Below are 17807 nucleotides of genomic sequence, written 5' to 3'. Positions count from 1 at the left end.
CTGCGCCAACAGCGCGCGCGGTCGGCACCAACGGGGACTGCGCGCGCAAGATCTGACCCACACCACGCAAAATGTTAGCGCTACCACAACTGCGACCGAAAAAAGCCGCGCGATGGAGCGAAGCTGGAGATTCCATGCCGATTCCGAGTGAAGCGGTCTGCCCGACTTTACCCAGACCGGCGCCGAAAGGCTTGCTGCGCTGCGAGATACGCAGTGTGGCGTGGCGGCTGCGTGTGGTGATGGCCGGTAGTGGGCGGGTCGGGGGGCGTACGGCCCTCACCCGCCCTTCGGGCACCCTCTCCCGCATGCGGGAGAGGGAACTGCCGGGCGAGGGAGCTGCTGGGGGGGAGAGGAAGCTGCCACGAAAGGGAATCGCCAGGAGAAGGAACCGCCGGGCGAGGGATCACCAGGAGAGGGAGCTGCCGGGGGGCGAGGGAGTTGCCACGAGAGGGAGTTGCCAGGAGAGGGAGCTGCCACGAGAGGGAATGGCCACGAGAGGGAATGGCCACGAGAGGGAGGCGCCGGGGTGAGGGATGCGCCGGGGTGAGGGAGCCGCCGGGGTGTAGGGAGCTGCTGGGAGAGGGCCGGCAGGAGAGCGCTGGGTGGGAGGCGCTCGCCACAAACAAGGGCTTGCTCCCTTCCCCCGTTTACGGGGGAAGGTGCCCGAAGGGCGGATGGGGGCAGCCACCCCTGGCCTCACGACCCAATCCCCATCCCCCCGGCAGCTACAATGGCCGGCTTATGACCGCTGTCCTGCCGCTGCCGCAACCCCTGGCCGACCCCGCGCCGCGCAACCCGCGCCAGCGGCCGATGCCCGAACAGCTGCGCCTGGGCAAGCGCCTGCAACGCCAGGTGGGCCAGGCGATTGCCGACTTCGGCATGATCGAAGCCGGCGACAGGGTCATGGTGTGCCTGTCCGGCGGCAAGGACAGCTACACCCTGCTGGACATGCTGCTGCACCTGCAGCGCAAGGCGCCGGTGCCGTTCACGCTGGTGGCAGTCAACCTGGACCAGAAGCAGCCGGATTTCCCCGCCCACGTGCTGCCCACCTATCTGCGCGCGCTGGGGGTGCCGTTCGACATCGTCGAGCAGGACACCTACTCGGTGGTCAGCCGGGTGATTCCGGCCGGCAAGACCATGTGTTCGCTGTGCTCGCGGCTGCGCCGTGGCGCGCTGTATGCCTACGCGCAGGCACATGGCGTGACCAAGATTGCGCTCGGCCATCACCGCGACGACATCGTGGCCACGTTTTTCATGAACCTGTTCCACCACGCACGCCTGGCGGCGATGGCGCCCAAGTTACGCAGCGACGACGGCGCGCATGTGGTGATCCGCCCGTTGGCCTATGTGCGCGAGGCCGACATCGCCGACTACGCGCAGGCGCGGCAGTTTCCGATCATTCCCTGCAACCTGTGCGGCAGCCAGGAAAACCTGCAGCGCCAGCAGGTCGGCCGCATGTTGCAGCAATGGGATCGCGAGCAACCCGGGCGGGTCGATCAGATCGCGCGCGCGCTGGGCGATGTGCGCCCCGAGCAACTGGCCGACCATCGCCTGTTCGATTTCCTGCGCCTGGGCCGCGCGCCCGGGGCCGCCGCGGCCGTGCCCGACGCCAGCGGCGCTTGGCTGGCCGCCGGCGACGGCCCACATAACAGCGACTGACGCGCCCGCCCGGTCGCCGTCGGTCTTCCACCTCCACGTTTGTCTTCTTCGGTCTTACGCATGTTCTTTCGCAATCTCACTTTGTTCCGTTTCCCGACCACGCTGGATTTTTCCGAAATCGAAACGCTGCTGCCGCCAGTGCAGCTCAAGCCGGTCGGCCCGCTGGAAATGAACTCGCGCGGTTTCATTTCGCCGTTCGGCCGCGATGAGCAGGAAGTGCTTTCGCACCGCCTGGAAGACTTCCTGTGGCTCACCGTCGGTGGCGAGGACAAGATCCTGCCCGGCGCGGTGGTCAACGATCTGCTCGAGCGCAAGGTCGCCGAGATCGAGGAAAAGGAAGGCCGTCGCCCCGGCGGCAAGGCCCGCAAGCGCCTCAAGGACGACCTGATCCATGAGCTGCTGCCGCGCGCCTTCGTCAAGAGCTCGCGCACCGACGCCATCCTAGATCTGCAGCACGGTTACATCGCAGTCAACACCTCCAGCCGCAAGAGCGGCGAGAACGTGATGAGCGAGATCCGCGGCGCGCTCGGCAGCTTCCCGGCGCTGCCGCTCAATGCCGAAGTCGCCCCGCGCGCCATCCTTACCGGCTGGATCGCCGGCGAGCCTTTGCCCGAAGGCCTGAGCCTGGGCGAAGAATGCGAAATGAAGGATCCGATCGAAGGCGGCGCGGTGGTCAAGTGCCAGCACCAGGAACTGCGCGGCGACGAGATCGACAAGCACCTGGAAGCCGGCAAGCAGGTCACCAAGCTGGCGCTGGTGCTGGATGACAACCTCTCCTTCGTGCTCGGCGACGACCTGGTGATCCGCAAGCTCAAGTTCCTCGACGGCGCGCTGGATCAGCTCGAACACAGCGAAGACGATGGCGCGCGCGCCGAACTCGACGCACGCTTTGCGCTGATGAGCGCCGAAATCCGCCGACTGTTCCTGTTGCTGGAAACCGCGCTGAAGCTCAGCAAGGCGGAGTAACCAGGTTTCGAACTTGTGGCGGCGTTGGCAGGCGCGAGTCGATGCGTGCGTCAAAAGCGCGGTGAGTCGAGTGCGTGGTGCCCTCACCGCTCGCGGGACACGCCGTCAACCCGTCCATGGGGGCTCGGTGGCGGCATCCATGCCGCAAACGGTCCCGCAATCGGCGAGAACACCACGCCAGACAGTTGGCTGGTGGTTTTGTTGAAAAGCAAAGACACCGCGTCGCAGCTTGCTGGCCGCTGGTTCATATCCATGCGCACCGACCATCTCCACTGGTCCTTGCCCGCCCACCGTCGCGGGACCTTGAGCGGCATGGATGCCGCGCCAGAGCTTACAAGGACGTACTTGCAGCGTGTCCCGCGATGGTGGGCGGACAAGGGCCTGCAGCAAAGGCGCAGACCATCCGCTCTGCGCCTGATCTGTCCCTACTGAGCAATCAGGTTGAGACGGCTGCATCGTGCGTATCGCGATCGCTTGGCGATCTTCAAGTCCGGTCGAGGGCGCGGTGCCGTCACCGCTCGCGGGACACGCCGTAGAGCCGTCCATGGGGGCTCGATGGCGGCATCCATGCCGCCAACGCTCCCGCAAGCGGCGAGGACATCGCACCGGAGCGTTGCTCGGCTGCTTTCTCTTCTTGAAGACTATGTCCTGCAGTGGTGGAGGGCAGGGCCATGCAGCCAGGCGGCAGATCCACCCCGTTCGGCTGCGCCCATCTGTCGTTGGGCGTGGCCGTTTGGTGAGTCGCTCTAAGTCGCGCCAACATCGAATGCATCACATGCGCCGTCTCACCACCTGATACATCGCAGCGCTATCCTGTGCCCATGTTCAAACCCGTCCGCCGCCTGATTGCGCCGCCGTCGCAGGTTGTCGAACGCGACTGCGTGCGCGTGCAACTGGACGGCCGCGACATCGACGTGCTGCGCGTCCGCGATCCGCGCGCGCGCCGCATCAAACTCAGCGTCGACGAGCGCGGCGCGCGGTTGACCTTGCCGCTGCGTGCAAGCCTGGTGTACGGCGAGCGCTTCCTGCATGCCCACCTGGATTGGCTGAGTATGCAGCTGTCGCGCTACCAGCAGGTCGATGCCTTTCCCGCGCTGGAGCGCGGGGTGCCGGGGCTGCTGCCCTTGCGCGGGGCGCTGCTGCCGTTGAGCTGGCACGACGGCCGCTACGCACGCATCGACATCACCGATGCAGGTGCGCAGTTCTATGTGCCCACCCGCCTGGGCGATGCCGGTCTACGCCGCACACTGAAGGAATTCTACGAAGCGCAGGCCCGCGCCGATGTCGGCCGCTGGTTGCCCACCTATCTACCCGGCCTGCCGCGCGCACCGGCACGGCTGCGTTTGAAGGTGATGTCCTCGCAGTGGGGCTCGCTCGCTCCGGATGGCTCGATGGCACTGGACCTGGCACTGGTGCTCGGCCGCCCGTCTGCGTTCGAATACGTGCTGGTGCACGAGCTCTGCCATCTGCTGCAGGCCAATCATTCGCCGGCCTTCTGGGCCGAAGTGGAACGGCGCTTCCCCACCTGGCGCGACGAACGCAGCTACTTTCACGAACATGGCCGCCAGCTCAAGGCGCAGCTGCGGCGGTTGTTGCAGGTCGCCTGATGCGAGGCCGCAGCGATGCCCGTCTGCCAGGTGCGCAGCGCTCGCGCCGATCCGGTCGCGCTAAGTCCAATCAACAGCGATGCAACGCCACTGCGCGGTCTGCCTTTGCGCGCGGCAAGCCCGCTAGCGCCATTCGTACGCTGCAGCCCGGGCGAGGTGCCTTCGGGCCAGCGGCGATAGCCAGGCAAACTGCTGCGCCAGGGCGCGTTCGGCCATGGCAACGCCTGCGTCCAAGGAGCGGGCCGTCGTCCAATGACCTGCGTCGCACGCTGTCGACCAGACCTGTTCGAACAACGCACGATCGTTCGCCCCAAGCGTTGGATCGGCACGAACCGCACCGCAAAACGTCCAGGGCGCATGCCACCGGTCGAAGCACTCAATTGCAATCCCCACGCGCCGCATGACGCATCACGCTCCTTGCAGCTGCCTGCCTCACCTCTGCGGTTGCGGCAGAGTCGCAAGAAATCCATTGATCACCGCCGCCACCGGTGCCGGGGTTTCCATATGTAGATGGTGCGTGCCCGGCAGCAGCGTCAGACGCGCGTCGGGCACCATCGCCACGCGGTGATCGCGCAGCGCATCGGAAAAATACGGCTGCGCCGGCGTGGCGAAGATCGCCTGGGTGGGGCACACGATGGAGGCCAGCACCGCGTCGATCTGCGCCTCGGTCATGCGGATGGCGGTGGGCAGGGTCAGGCGCGGGTCGGTGCACCAGCTGTAGCCGCCTTCCACCGCGCGCAGGCCGCGTTCCACCAGCAGCCGTGCAGCCGGGTCGGTGAGTTGATTGGCCATCATGCGTGCGCGCACCGGCGCCTCCATCGAGGCGAACACCCGCAGCGGCCGCTGCGCCAGGGTGCGCGTCGAACGCACCGAGTCGCGCAATCGTTCGGCCGTGCTCTCCACCGGCTCGGCCAGGGCGCCCAGCGCCTCGATGACCACCAGCGCCTCGATACGCTCCGGCGCGGCAGCGGCCATCAGGCTGGCGACGCCGCCACCGAGCGAATGGCCCAACAACGTGAAGCAGTCCCAGCCCAGCGCATCGGCCACCTGCAACAGGTTGTGGATCGCGCTGCTGAGCGTGTATTCGGCGCCCACCGGCAGCCACGTACTGTGGCCATGGCCGGGCAGATCCAGCACCACCAGATCCAGCGCCTGCGCGTGCAGATGCGCGCTCAGCGGTACGAAGCTGGCCGCGTTATCGAGCCAGCCATGCAGGGCCAGCACCCGGCGCGGCCCGCGCTCGGTGCTGCGCAACCCGGTGATACGACCGATGGCCAGCTCGCACGCAAACGGCTCCAACCTCACGCGCGACGCGCCAGTGCAGCCAGTGCCTGCGTGTGCGCATCGCTGGCATTGAGGCAGGGGATATAGCTGAGCGTGGCGCCGCGTTCGGCCAGCGTTTCGGCAAAGCCCAATGCCACTTCCTCCAGCGTTTCCAGGCAGTCGGTGGCAAAGCCCGGGCACACCAGATCGAAGCTGCGCACGCCGCTCTCGGCCAATGCCCACAAGGTCGGTTCGGCATACGGCTGCAACCAGCGTTCGGCGCCGAAGCGCGACTGGTAGCCCATCTGCCATTCGTCCGCTCCCAGGCCCAGCGCCGCCACGATCGCCTGCGCACTGCGCTCGCATTGCTGCGGGTACGGGTCGCCGGCATTGGCCACCCGTTGCGGCAGGCCGTGGAAGGAGAACATCAGCTTCTCGCTGCGCCCGTGGACCTGCCAGTGCGCGCGGATGGAGTCGGCGATCGCCGCCACCCAGCCGGCGTCCTCGCAATAGTCCTGGATCACCTCGACCGCGATCTGCGGCGCGCTCGGGCGCCACGCATCCACCACGTCCTGGATCGAGGCGGTGGTGGTGGTGGAGTACTGCGGATACAGCGGCAACACCACGATGCGCCGGATGCCGCGCGCGCGCAGGGCATCGAGCGTCTTGCGCAATGCCGGCTCGCCGTAGCGCATCGCCCACTCGACGTGCCAGTCGGGCAGCGCCTGTTTCAGGCCATCGGCCAGGCGGCGGGTATACACCGCCAGCGGCGAGCCATCGGGTAACCACACCTTGGCGTATTTTTCGGCCGACTTGGGCCCGCGGATCGGCAGGATCACCCCGTACAGCAGCGGTTTCCAGAACAGCGGCGGAATGGCGACCACGCGGCGGTCGCTGAGGAACTCGGCCAGGTAGCGGCGCACGGCCGGGGCGGTCGGCGATTCGGGGGTGCCGAGGTTGACGACCAGCAGGGCGGTATCGGGAGTGGTGTTCATGCGGGCCATTCTGGCAGAGCCGGGCAGCACTGCCGAGAACACTGCACCAATGACGGCGATCGGCCGCGTCTTGCAGCCGGTTGCGCTCACCACCGATTCATTGCGCCACCACTAACGTCGCGGCATTGCTATCTTTGACGCATCGTCCCCTGGAGCTTGTCATGCCTCGTTTGTCGCGCCTGGCCCTGTTGTTGTCGCTGACCTTCGCCGCCGGCCATGCCGTGGCCGGCCCGGAAGAAGACCAGCGCGCACGTAATGCGGTGCGGGTGCTCAACGAGATCATGAAGATTCCCGAGCAGTCCATTCCGGACAAACTGCTCGACGAGGCGCGCGCCATCGTGGTCATCCCCGACACGCTCAAGGCCGGTCTGGTGATCGGCGGCCGTCGCGGCCACGGCCTGATGTCGATGAAGAACGCCGACGGCAGCTGGTCGCAGCCGGTGTTCGTCAAGCTCACCGGCGGCAGCATCGGCTTCCAGGCCGGCGTGCAGTCGTCCGACGTGGTGCTGGTGTTCCGCAACGACCGCAGCCTGGACAACATCGTCAACGGCAAGTTCACCCTCGGCGCGGATGCCGGCGTGGCTGCAGGTCCGGTCGGTCGGAACGCCGCGGCCGCCACCGACGGCCAGCTCAAGGCCGAGATCTGGTCGTGGTCGCGCGCACGCGGGCTGTTTGCCGGCGTGGCGCTGGACGGCGCGGTGCTGCAGATCGACGATGCCGCCGACCTCAACGCCTATGGCGGGGGTGCCACCCCGCGGATGATCTTCGAAGGCCGCACCAACGAGCGCCCGTCCACCGACGTGATCGCCTTCCGCGACCGTCTGGAGGAAGTCACCTACACCGCACGCGCCAACCGCACCAGCGATGGCGACGACGACACCGCACCGGTGCCGCCGCGTGCGCCGGGCGCGGCCCCGGCGGCGCAATCCGCACCGCCGCCTGCCAACGAAGCCAGCACGGTACCGATGCAGCCCAGCACCACCCCGCCGCCGCCGCAGGGGTTCCAGCCGGTGTCCGATGGTGAAATCCGCACCGAATCACTAGACGGCAACCGCTGAGGCGCTGTCATCCCCCTGCACGGTGCGCTGGGGTATCCTGCGCCTTCCTTCTTTTCAGCAAGCGAGCAGATCATGGGCGGTTTCAGCATTTGGCACTGGCTGATCGTGCTGGTGATCGTGTTGCTGGTGTTCGGTACCAAGCGGCTCACCAGCGGTGCCAAGGACCTCGGCAGCGCGGTCAAGGAATTCAAGAAAGGCATGCACGACGACGACAAGCCGGCCGGCAAGCTCGGTGACGACTCCCGCACTGCCGAGCAGGCGCGTGAGGCGCAGGCCGAACGCGACCGCGACGCGCGCTGATCCGGAGCAGCGTCGGTGTTTGACATAGGTGTTGGCGAACTGACGCTGATTGCGATCGTCGCCCTGGTGGTGCTCGGTCCCGAGCGCCTGCCCAAGGCGGCCCGATTTGCCGGACTGTGGGTGCGCCGCGCGCGCGCGCAGTGGGATTCGGTCAAGCAGGAACTCGAACGCGAGCTTGAAGCCGAGGAGCTCAAGCGCAGCCTGCAGGACGTGCAGGCCTCGCTGCGCGAAGCCGAAGACCAGCTGCGTCACAAGCAGCAGCAGGTGGAGCAGGGTGCACGCGCACTGCACGACGACGTGGGCCGCGATATCGATATCCGCAGCAGCGCAACGCCGGTGGCCACGCCACTGGAGCTGGCGCATGCGGATCTGTCGACCGGCGCCGATGCCGAGCCGGTTGCCGGGCCTGCCTCAGGTGCTGCCATCGCCGCACCGGCGGCGGCAGCGCCGGTGATTGCACAGGCACAGCCCATTGCGCCGGCGCCCCACCAGGCAGTCGTGCCGGCGCCGCATGACCCCGTGGTCCCGGCACCGCATGCAGCGCATCTCACCAGCGCGCCTGCGCAGGGCCTGGCCGCTGCACCGCCTGTCGAGCCGGGCACGCTGCACGTGTCCACCGCACCAACCCCGGCCGACCTGGCCAGGATTCAGGAGAAGCAACCGTGAGCCTGTTCGACGACGCACAGGCCGAAAGCAGTCTGATCGAGCACCTGGTCGAATTGCGCGCCCGCCTGGTGCGTGCCCTGATCGGCCTGGGTGCGGTGCTGCTGGTGCTGTTGCCGTTCTCGCGGGCGATCTATTCCTGGCTGGCCGCGCCGCTGATCTCGCAGCTGCCGCTGGGGCAGACCATGATCGCGATGAACCCGGCCGGCGCGTTCTTCGCCCCGCTCAAGCTGACCTTCTTCGTGGCGGTGTTTTTCAGCGTGCCCTGGCTGCTGTACCAAGCCTGGGCGTTTGTCGCGCCGGGGCTCTACCAGCGCGAAAAGAAGCTGGCATTCCCGCTGCTGGCCTCGGCGGTGGCGTTGTTCTACATCGGCTGCGCGTTCGCGTATTTCCTGGTGTTGCCGGCGGTGTTCCACTTCCTGACCACGTTCAAGCCGGACGTGATCGCCATTACCCCTGACGCCAATTCGTACCTGGACTTCGTGCTGGCGATCTTCTTCGCCTTCGGTGCGAGTTTCGAATTGCCGGTGGCGCTGGTGATCCTGGTGCTGCTGGGCTGGGTCAGTCCCAAGCAACTCAGCGAGGGCCGCGGCTACGCCATCGTCGGCATCTTCATCCTGGCCGCCGTGCTTACCCCACCGGACGTGGTGTCGCAGCTGATGCTGGCCATCCCGATGTGCCTGCTGTATGAGCTGGGCATCATTGCCTCGCGTGCGGTAGGGCCGAAGAGCGCCTAATTCGCGCTCGGTCTGCGAGCTGATCTGGGAATGCAAAGAACCACATCAGAGCAGTTGTTTGAAACATTCTGCGCGCATCATCGGCTGACTGCCAGCGGATTGCCGAGACATCCAGCCGTACCCCCGACTATCACGTGTGGCTTGGCAGCACGTTGGTGGCGGTGGAGATCAAGCAGATCGAGAGTGATCGCGGAATCGATCCAGATGGCGTGTGGTCCAGGACGATCGGTTGGCATGTGCGCCAGAAGATTGTCGAAGCGCGGGGGCAGCTACGCGCGGCTGCCGGTGCCGGCATGCCGACGGTGTTGCTGATTTACAACACCGTCGATCCGTTTCAGCTATTCGGCACCGAACGACACGACTTCATCAGCGCGATGTATGGCGAGCTGACAGTACGCATCGATACGTGCGGTAACGCTGCGAGTGACTTCTTCCACGGCCGTAATGCCACCTTGAGAGAGAATGCCAATACGTCCTTCAGCGGCGTGGGACACCTTCGCGAAACCCGCTCCGGTGCAGAGGTGATCATTTACGAGAACGTGTTTGCAGCGCATCCATTGCCGTTCGGCGACATACCCGACTGCATCACGGCCGTTCGCGTGGAACTCAATCGGACAGACTGACACCACGCGGACAGGTCGAATTGCGTAGGAGCGCACCCGGGCACGACGGGCGTTCCTGGGAAAGCTTCGTCGCGCCCAGGTGCGCTCCTACGGCTCGCAAGATCAGGCCGCAAACACATCCGGCCGTGAGGGTTTGATCGGCTGGGCGGCGGCGCCTTCGTGGGTGAACATCTGCTTCCACGCCGCGTAGACCGAGCCGGCAAACACCGGCATCAGCACCGCCATCAGCAGCAGCTGGGCCAGCCACATCGCCACGGTCTGGCCGGCGACCAGGCCGACGATCAGGGCCACGATCATCACCGCGAAATAGATCGCGAAGATGGCGATGAAAGCCAGCACGAAGAACACCAGCATCGCCGGCAGGTTGTGCAGGCTGGCACGCAGGCTTTCGCGCAGTGCGTGGCCGCCGGTGCTGCGGTCGAACATCACCTGCGGCGGCATCACGAACAGCGCCAGCGTCATCGCCGCGAAGGTCGCGATGGTCAGCAGCAGCCACAGCAGGATGCGCCCGGCCGGCAGGCTGGCGGCCAGTTGCTCGATCTGCACCGGGTCGGGTTGGGCGCCGGACTGGCTGATCTGGTTGATCTTCACCATCACTTCGGACAACTGCTGCAGCCCGCTGGCGCCGATCATCGCCAGCAACAGCACACCCAGCAGCAGGCCGGCGATCAGCTGTGGCAGCAGCGACACCAGCAGATGGGGGGCGCGGCCGTCCTGCAGGCCATGCAGCAGATGCGACGGTTTGGCGACGCGGCCTTCGTCCACCTCGCGGATCGCCCACAGCAGGCCGCCCATGAACAGCGGGCCGGCCAGCACCAGCAGGAACTGCAGGGCCGGGCCGAGCAGCGGCACCAGCACCGACAGCGACACCACCAGCGAGGCGGCCACACTCCAGATCACCCCCAGCGAGCCAAGCGCCAGCGGCGCCCGCTTCAACAGCGAGAAACCGGTCAACAGCCATTCTGCGCCGGCAGATGCCGGCACCTTGCGAATTTCGCTCATTCCCATTCCGGATCGATACGCGCGCCGGACCATCCGGCGTGACGCGATTATCGCTGCTTTTACGTGTGCGCGGCGGGACGAGCGTTCACTGTTTGCAGGCCGCGGGCGTGGTGCACGAACCGGCGCAGCAGCTTGCGGGCCACCGGCGCGGCGGTGACCTCACGGGCCACGGTGCGGGCGCAATGGCCGTGGCGGGCAATGCAGTCCGCGCGGGCCTGGACGTAGCCACGCATGTGGTGGGTGGCGAACTCCGGGTGGAACTGCACGCCCCAGGTGGCCCGGCCCCAGCGGAACGCATGGCAGCGGTCCTGGCGCGAGTGCGCCAGCACGATGGCACCGTCCGGGGCGCGCACCACCGTCTGCAGGTGGGTGGCATGGGCCGGGAACTGCGCCGGCAGGCCTGCAAACAAGGGGTCCTGCCCGGCTGGCGGATGCAGTTCCAGGGCGATCGTGCCGGACTCGCGCCCGGCCGGGTTGTAGTCGACCTCGCCACCCAGCGCATGCGCCAGCAGTTGATGCCCGTAGCAGATGCCCAGCAACGGCATGCCCTGGTGCGCGGCGGTGCGCAGCCAGCCGGCGCTGCGTTCGCTCCAGTCGGCGCGATCGGTGACGAAGGCGGCCGAGCCGCTGACGATGACGCCGGCAAAGTCAGCCGGATCAGGCAGCGGATCGCCATTGGCGACGTCGATGGCCACCGTTTCATGCTCGGTCAGCCCCGCCGCCACGCGGATCCAGTGTGGAAAACGGCCGTAGCGCTTCATCTCCGGCACGGGCTGCCCGGTTTCGATGATCAGGAACGGCAAAACAGACATGCGCGAAGATCCGGACACGACAGATGTGCCCGATTGTAGGCGGCAGGGGCGGCTTTGTTTCAAGCGTCTCCCCCGGATGGGCCCTGCGCGTCATTGCCGAATGACATGTCTTGATTCCCTCCAGGCGGGGTCGACGGGATCACCCACGGCGGTGACATGCCCTCGATATCGGCAGATAGCGGCGCGACTGGATTGTCGGCGCGTTTCGCCGCGTCGCGGCCTGAGGATGCCGTGGCCTGCTTGAACAGGAGGGGCATGGCTGGATTGACCGAATTTCGACGCGAAGCCGCGCCCTCCACGCTGCGCCTTTGCTGCAGGGCCCTTGCCCGCCCACCATCGCGGGACACGCTGCAAGTACGTCCATGTAGCTCGGTGGCGGCATCCAAGCCGCCAAGGGTTCCGCGACGGTGAGTGGGCAAGGACCGGTGGAGATGCTCGGTGTGTCAGTGCAGGCGACATGCGACAGGCGACGTTCGCTGGCTATATCACTGGGCGCGGCCAGCTTGCAGCACCCAAACGCGAAGCCGCACCGTCTTCGCACCATGCCCAGCTTTTATAAAACCGCTGTCCAACTGTCTGGTGCGGGGTCCTCGCCGCTCCCTCGGCCGAAGTGGCTTGGCTACTCCCGGGGCGGCAATACCGACAGCACTTCTTCCACCGTGGTCAGCCCGGCGGCGACCTTTTCCAGCCCGGTGCGTCGCAGCGTACGCAGGCCTTCGCCGCGGGCGGCGTGGCTGAAGCTGGCCAATTCGGTGTCCGGGCGGATCAGGGTGCGCAGGCGGGGAGTGACCGGCAACAGTTCGTACAGGCCCACCCGGCCCAGGTAGCCGGTGCGGCGGCATTCCAGGCAGCCGACCGGTGCGTGCACGTTGAGTGGTTCCGGCAGCGCTTCGCCCGGCTCGCGGATCGCCGACCAGTCGGCGTCGCTGAGCGTGTGCGGGCGCTTGCAGTGCACGCACAGGGTGCGCACCAGCCGCTGCGCGAGCACGCCGTTGAGCGTGGAGGCCACCAGGTAGTGCGGTACGCCCAGGTCCAGCAGGCGCGTGATCGCCGAGGCGGCATCGTTGGTGTGCAGCGTGGACAGCACCAGATGCCCGGTGAGCGAGGCCTGCACCGCCATCTGCGCGGTTTCCAGGTCGCGGATTTCGCCGATCATGATGATGTCCGGGTCCTGGCGCAGCAGCGTGCGCACGCCGCTGGCGAAATCCAGGTCGATGTTCTGCTGCACCTGCATCTGGTTGAATTCCGGCGCGATCATTTCGATCGGGTCTTCCACGCTGCACACGTTCACGTCCGGCGTGGCCAGGCGCTTGAGCGTGGAATACAGCGTGGTGGTCTTGCCCGAACCGGTGGGGCCGGTGACCAGCACGATGCCGTGCGGCCGTTCCACCAGCGCGCTCCAGCCGGCGGCCTCTTCGGGGCTGAAGCCTAGCTGCTCAATGCTCTTGAATGCCGAGTCCGGGTCGAAGATACGCATCACGCATTTTTCGCCGAACGCGGTGGGCATCGTCGACAACCGCATTTCCACCTCGCGCCCGCCCGGCGAGCGGGTCTTGATGCGGCCGTCCTGCGGGCGGCGGCGTTCGGCCAGGTCCATGCGGCCGAGCACCTTGATGCGGCTGACCACCGCAGTCATCACCGAGGGCGGCACTTCCAGCACCTTGTGCAGCACCCCGTCGATGCGGAAGCGCATGCGCCCGGCCTCGCGGCGTGGCTCCAGGTGGATGTCGCTGGCCCGCTGCTCGTAGGCGTATTGCAGCAGCCAGTCGACGATATGCACGATGTGGTGATCGTCGGCATTGACGTCGCCGGCACGGCCCAGTTCCACCAGCTGCTCGAAGCTGGGCAGGCCCGCATTGGACTCGGTGCTGCGCGCATCGCCGCGCGCGCCGCGCACCGACTGGGTCACGCCGAAGAACTCCATCGTGTAGCGATGCAGGTCCAGCGGGTTGATCAGCGCCAGCTCGATACGGCGCCGGCTCAAGTGCTGCACGTCGGCCAGCCATTCCAGCGCCAGCGGCTCGCTGGTGGCGATCAGCACCCGTTCGGCATCCAGCGCCAGCGGCAGGATGCGGTGGCGGCGCGCATACGCGTGCGAGACCACGCCGGTGACGGCGGCCACATCGATGCGGGTGGGGTCGATACGCAGGTAACGCAGGCCGGTGCGGGTGGCCAGCCATTCGGTCAGCCGTTCCAGCCCGAGTTCACCGGCCGGTGGCTGCGCGGCATGCAACTTCAGATTAGCCAGCAGCACCAGCGGATGCACGTCGCTGGCGTTGCGCGCGCCGGCCGCGGAGAACTGCACGCGCTCGTGTTCGTGCGGCACCACCATGCCATCGGCCAGCAACGCGGCGGCCACCGAGTCGAACATCAGCCGGCCGCGCGGCAGCAGTGCCACTGCGTTATCCGGATCGGCGGTACGCCGCTGTTCCATGCTGGTTTTCCCCTGCCGCGATCGCCCGCGGCGAAGCGCTGCGGGTGGGCCGGTATACTAGCGCACCCCTTTCGCACGGCCCTTGCTGCATGTCCGATTCCCCCCGCGTTCCAATCACGTTCCAGGGCCTGATCCAGACCCTCAACCAGTACTGGGCCGACCAGGGCTGCGTGCTGATCCAGCCGCTGGACCTGGAAGTGGGCGCGGGCACGTTCCACCCGGCCACGTTCCTGCGCGCGCTGGGACCGGAGCCGTGGAATGCGGCGTATGTGCAGCCTTCGCGCCGTCCCACCGATGGCCGCTACGGCGAGAATCCCAACCGCCTGCAGCGCTATTACCAGTACCAGGTGGCGATGAAGCCCAACCCGGACAACATCCAGGACCTGTACCTGGGCTCGCTCAAGGCGCTGGGCATCGACCCGCTGGTGCACGACCTGCGCTTTGTCGAAGACAACTGGGAATCGCCTACGCTCGGTGCCTGGGGCCTGGGCTGGGAAGTCTGGCTCAACGGCATGGAGGTGACCCAGTTCACCTACTTTCAGCAGGCTGGCGGGCTGGAGTGCAAGCCGGTGCTGGGCGAGATCACCTACGGGCTGGAACGGTTGTGCATGTATCTGCAGAGCTGCGACAACGTCTACGACCTGGTGTGGACCTACGGCCCGGACGGCGCGGCGGTGACGTATGGCGATGTGTATCACCAGAACGAGGTGGAGCAGAGCACCTACAACTTCGAGCACGCCAATGTGGCCGAGCTGTTTCACCGTTTCGATGCCTGCGAAGCCGAGGCCAGGCACCTGGTCGAGGTCGGCCTGCCGTTGCCGGCGTATGAGCAGGTGACCAAGGCCAGCCACGCGTTCAACCTGCTGGATGCACGCCGCGCGATCAGCGTCACCGAGCGCCAGCGCTACATCCTGCGCGTGCGCGCGCTGGCGCAAGGCGTGGCGCAGGCGTATTACGCGCAGCGCGAGAAGCTGGGGTTCCCCGGGGTGAAGAAGTAACGAGAGCCCCTCTCCCACCGGGAGAGGGGTTGGGGTGAGGGTACGGGGCGCAGCCCTCATGCACTCAAACTCCCAAGGCTTCGCCCGTACCCTCATCCGCCCCTGCGGGGCACCTTCTCCCCCATGAAGGGGGACAATGTCCCGACGGGAGAAGGGACTAAAGCCCCTCTCCTGCGGGAGAGGGGTTGGGGTGAGGGTACGGGGCGTAGCCCTCATGTACCCAAACTCCACAGAGCTTCGCCCGTCCCCTCATCCGCCCCTTCGGGGCACCTTCTCCCGACGGGAGAAAGGAACACGTAAAGGTCCACCTGACATGAGCGAACAACTTCCCCTGCTGATCGAACTGGGCACCGAAGAGCTGCCGGTCAAGGCGCTGCCGGGCCTGGCGCAGGCTTTCTTCGACGGTGTGCTGGCCGGGCTGGAAAAGCGCGGCTTTGCGGTCACCCGTGGCGATGCCAAGCCGCTGTCCACCCCGCGCCGGCTGGCGGTGCTGCTGCCGGGGGTTGCCACTGAGCAGCCGGAGCAGCGCTCCGAAGTGCTTGGGCCGTATCTCACTATCGCGCTGGATGCCGAAGGCCAACCGACCAAGGCGCTGGCTGGATTTGCGGCAAAAGCCGGCATCGACTGGACCGCGCTGGAACGCACCAGCGATGCCAAGGGCGAGCGTTTCGTGCATCGCGCAGTGACGCCGGGGGCGCGCACTGCCGACCTGTTGCCCGACATCCTGCGCGAAGCCATCGCTGCCATGCCGATCCCCAAGCCGATGCGCTGGGGCGCGCACGACTACGCCTTCGCGCGGCCGGTGCAGTGGCTGGTGCTGTTGTTCGGTAACGAGGTAATTCCGGCCGAATTGCTGGGTGTGCGCGGCGATCGCGTGACGCGCGGGCACCGCTTCATGCATGAAGGCGCGGTGTCGTTGGCCGCGCCGGGCGACTACATCGACGCGCTACGTGCGGCGCATGTGCTGGTGGACGCCGACGCGCGCCGCTCCCGCATCGTTGAAGAGGTGGAAGCGGCCGCCAGGAAGGCCGGTGGCAGTGCGCGCATCAGCGACGACAACCTGGAGCAGGTGGTCAACCTGGTCGAATGGCCGTCGGCGGTGCTGTGCAGTTTCGAGCGCGATTTCCTGGCGGTGCCGCAGGAAGCGCTGATCGAGACCATGGAGATCAACCAGAAGTTCTTCCCCGTGCTGGATGACGGTGGCAAGTTGACCGAGCAGTTCATCGGCATCGCCAATATCGAATCCAGGGACGTTGCCGAAGTGGCCAAGGGCTACGAGCGCGTGATCCGCCCGCGCTTTGCCGACGCCAAGTTCTTCTTCGACGAAGACCTCAAGCAGGGCCTCGAAGCGATGGGCGCAGGCCTGGCCACTGTCACGTATCAGGCCAAGCTCGGCAGCGTGGCCGACAAGGTCGCGCGTGTGGCGGCGCTGGCCGAGGCGATCGCGCCGCAAGTGGGCGCCGATCCGGTGCAGGCGCAGCGTGCCGCGCAACTGGCCAAGAACGACCTGCAGTCGCGCATGGTCAACGAATTTCCGGAATTGCAGGGCATCGCCGGCCGCCATTACGCCAAGGCCGCTGGTGAGCCCAGCGAGATTTCGCTGGCTATCGACGAGGCCTACCAGCCGCGTTTTGCCGGCGACGACATCGCACTGTCGCCGTTGGGCAAAGTGCTGGCAATCGCCGAGCGTCTGGATACCTTGGCTGGTGGCTTTGCGGCGGGTCTGAAGCCGACCGGCAACAAGGACCCGTTTGCGCTGCGGCGTAATGCGTTGGGGTTGGCGCGGACGGTGATTGAGAGTGGGTTTGAGTTGGATCTGAAGGCGACTTTGGTGACTGCTTCCAAATTGTTGCCATGGGATCGCCTGATCAAGAAAGCGACGCTGTCGAACGAAGCAACGATTGCTGACATCGACTCGACGCAGCACGCGCAGCTTGCGGGGGAAATCTTCGACTTCATCCTCGACCGCCTACGCGGCTACTACGCGGACAAAGGCGTGCCCGCAACGCATTTCAATGCAGTCGCTGGCTTGTTCTCGGTCGCGTCCGAGGGCGCTCCTACACCGGCCAGCGTAGGAGCGCACCTGGGCGCGACCCACGGCTCCCTCTACGACTTCGACCGCCGCATCGATGCCATCGGCATCTTCGCCACCTTGCCCGAAGCCGAAGCCCTGGCCGCCGCCAACAAGCGCATTCGCAACATCCTGCGCAAGGTCGAGGGCGAGATTCCCGGCGACATCGACACCAGCCTGCTACGTGAACCGGCCGAAGAAGCGCTGGCCGAAGCCGTGGAAGCGGCGATAGGCGACACCGGCGACGCGCTGCATCGCCACGACTACGTCGCGGTGCTCGCCCGCCTGGCCCGCCTGCGCCCGCAGGTGGACGCCTTCTTCGACGGCGTGATGGTCAATGCCGAAGACCCGCAACTGCGCGCCAACCGCCTGGCCCTGCTCAAGAAGCTCGGCGACCGTCTCGGCAGCGTTGCCGCAATCGAGCACTTGTCCAGCTGACGGGGAATGCGCGTGACGGTGCCGCTGCCGTCACGCGCCGGCTGGGGACGACAGCGCCTGACCGATCATCAGTGGTGCGCTGCAGCGTTGCTGCCGTAGTGCGACCCCGTGGCACAGACGCTTTACCCGCGGAGAAGGGACAACGCCACACTACTGCGCCATGTGCGGGCTGACGGTACGC

The 17807-nt window shown here is 66.7% G+C and carries 15 protein-coding genes; 10 read left to right on the top strand and 5 right to left on the bottom strand.

Annotated elements, in window-relative coordinates; all coding sequences use genetic code 11:
- The first annotated feature begins 741 nt into the window (after positions 1–741).
- From ttcA to OZ10_RS01735, 3 genes are all read left to right on the top strand, one after another.
- Positions 742–1659 carry a tRNA 2-thiocytidine(32) synthetase TtcA gene (ttcA, locus tag OZ10_RS01745; RefSeq protein WP_039408988.1) on the top strand — a complete coding sequence of 306 codons (918 nt, stop codon included), beginning with the start codon at positions 742–744 and terminating at the stop codon, positions 1657–1659.
- A gap of 60 nt (positions 1660–1719) precedes the next feature.
- Positions 1720–2625, top strand: a complete 906-nt coding sequence (locus OZ10_RS01740; RefSeq protein ID WP_039408990.1) for a recombination-associated protein RdgC — start codon at positions 1720–1722, stop codon at positions 2623–2625.
- A gap of 821 nt (positions 2626–3446) precedes the next feature.
- Positions 3447–4232, top strand: coding sequence for a YgjP family zinc-dependent metalloprotease (locus OZ10_RS01735; protein ID WP_039563757.1), 786 nt, complete (start codon positions 3447–3449; stop codon positions 4230–4232).
- Between the two features lie 432 nt (positions 4233–4664).
- On the opposite strand, the gene OZ10_RS01730 is transcribed toward OZ10_RS01735, so the two are convergent.
- Both OZ10_RS01730 and hemH read right to left on the bottom strand, forming a co-directional pair.
- Positions 4665–5537 (bottom strand): alpha/beta fold hydrolase, encoded by an 873-nt coding sequence (locus OZ10_RS01730; RefSeq protein WP_039563756.1) that lies wholly within the window; start codon positions 5535–5537, stop codon positions 4665–4667.
- Positions 5534–6499 carry a ferrochelatase gene (gene hemH, locus OZ10_RS01725; RefSeq protein ID WP_039563755.1) on the bottom strand — a complete coding sequence of 322 codons (966 nt, stop codon included), beginning with the start codon at positions 6497–6499 and terminating at the stop codon, positions 5534–5536. The genes OZ10_RS01730 and hemH overlap by 4 nt, the downstream gene beginning before the upstream one ends.
- A 152-nt stretch (positions 6500–6651) precedes the next feature.
- On the opposite strand from hemH, the gene OZ10_RS01720 reads away from it, so the two are divergent.
- The 5 genes from OZ10_RS01720 to OZ10_RS01700 all read left to right on the top strand — a co-directional run bounded on the left by OZ10_RS01720 (position 6652) and on the right by OZ10_RS01700 (position 9871).
- Complete coding sequence (locus OZ10_RS01720; RefSeq protein WP_039563754.1) at positions 6652–7548, top strand: lipid-binding SYLF domain-containing protein; 897 nt, start codon at positions 6652–6654, stop codon at positions 7546–7548.
- A gap of 72 nt (positions 7549–7620) precedes the next feature.
- Positions 7621–7848, top strand: coding sequence for a Sec-independent protein translocase subunit TatA (tatA, locus tag OZ10_RS01715; protein WP_003484969.1), 228 nt, complete (start codon positions 7621–7623; stop codon positions 7846–7848).
- Between the two features lie 15 nt (positions 7849–7863).
- Positions 7864–8514 carry a Sec-independent protein translocase protein TatB gene (gene tatB, locus OZ10_RS01710; RefSeq protein ID WP_039412280.1) on the top strand — a complete coding sequence of 217 codons (651 nt, stop codon included), beginning with the start codon at positions 7864–7866 and terminating at the stop codon, positions 8512–8514.
- Entirely contained in the window at positions 8511–9248 is a 738-nt protein-coding gene (tatC, locus tag OZ10_RS01705) for a twin-arginine translocase subunit TatC (protein WP_039412278.1), read from the top strand. The genes tatB and tatC overlap by 4 nt, the downstream gene beginning before the upstream one ends.
- 161 nt (positions 9249–9409) lie before the next feature.
- Complete coding sequence (locus OZ10_RS01700; RefSeq protein WP_236726833.1) at positions 9410–9871, top strand: hypothetical protein; 462 nt, start codon at positions 9410–9412, stop codon at positions 9869–9871.
- Between the two features lie 102 nt (positions 9872–9973).
- On the opposite strand, the gene OZ10_RS01695 is transcribed toward OZ10_RS01700, so the two are convergent.
- The 3 genes from OZ10_RS01695 to OZ10_RS01685 form a co-directional block, all read right to left on the bottom strand.
- Complete coding sequence (locus OZ10_RS01695; RefSeq protein ID WP_039412276.1) at positions 9974–10873, bottom strand: BPSS1780 family membrane protein; 900 nt, start codon at positions 10871–10873, stop codon at positions 9974–9976.
- A gap of 59 nt (positions 10874–10932) precedes the next feature.
- Positions 10933–11685, bottom strand: coding sequence for a glutamine amidotransferase (locus tag OZ10_RS01690; RefSeq protein WP_039563752.1), 753 nt, complete (start codon positions 11683–11685; stop codon positions 10933–10935).
- A gap of 619 nt (positions 11686–12304) precedes the next feature.
- Entirely contained in the window at positions 12305–14119 is a 1815-nt protein-coding gene (locus OZ10_RS01685; protein WP_039412272.1) for a GspE/PulE family protein, read from the bottom strand.
- Between the two features lie 89 nt (positions 14120–14208).
- On the opposite strand from OZ10_RS01685, the gene glyQ reads away from it, so the two are divergent.
- Positions 14209–15117 (top strand): glycine--tRNA ligase subunit alpha, encoded by a 909-nt coding sequence (gene glyQ / locus OZ10_RS01680; RefSeq protein ID WP_039412270.1) that lies wholly within the window; start codon positions 14209–14211, stop codon positions 15115–15117.
- Positions 15118–15430: 313 nt separating this feature from the next.
- A complete protein-coding gene (gene glyS, locus OZ10_RS01675) occupies positions 15431–17626 on the top strand; it encodes a glycine--tRNA ligase subunit beta (RefSeq protein ID WP_039563751.1) in 2196 nt (731 codons plus the stop codon).
- Positions 17627–17807: the final 181 nt, after the last annotated feature.

The organism is Xanthomonas cannabis pv. cannabis, assembly GCF_000802365.1.
GTDB classification, from domain to species: domain Bacteria; phylum Pseudomonadota; class Gammaproteobacteria; order Xanthomonadales; family Xanthomonadaceae; genus Xanthomonas; species Xanthomonas cannabis.
This window is presented reverse-complemented; position numbering and strand designations above follow the sequence as displayed.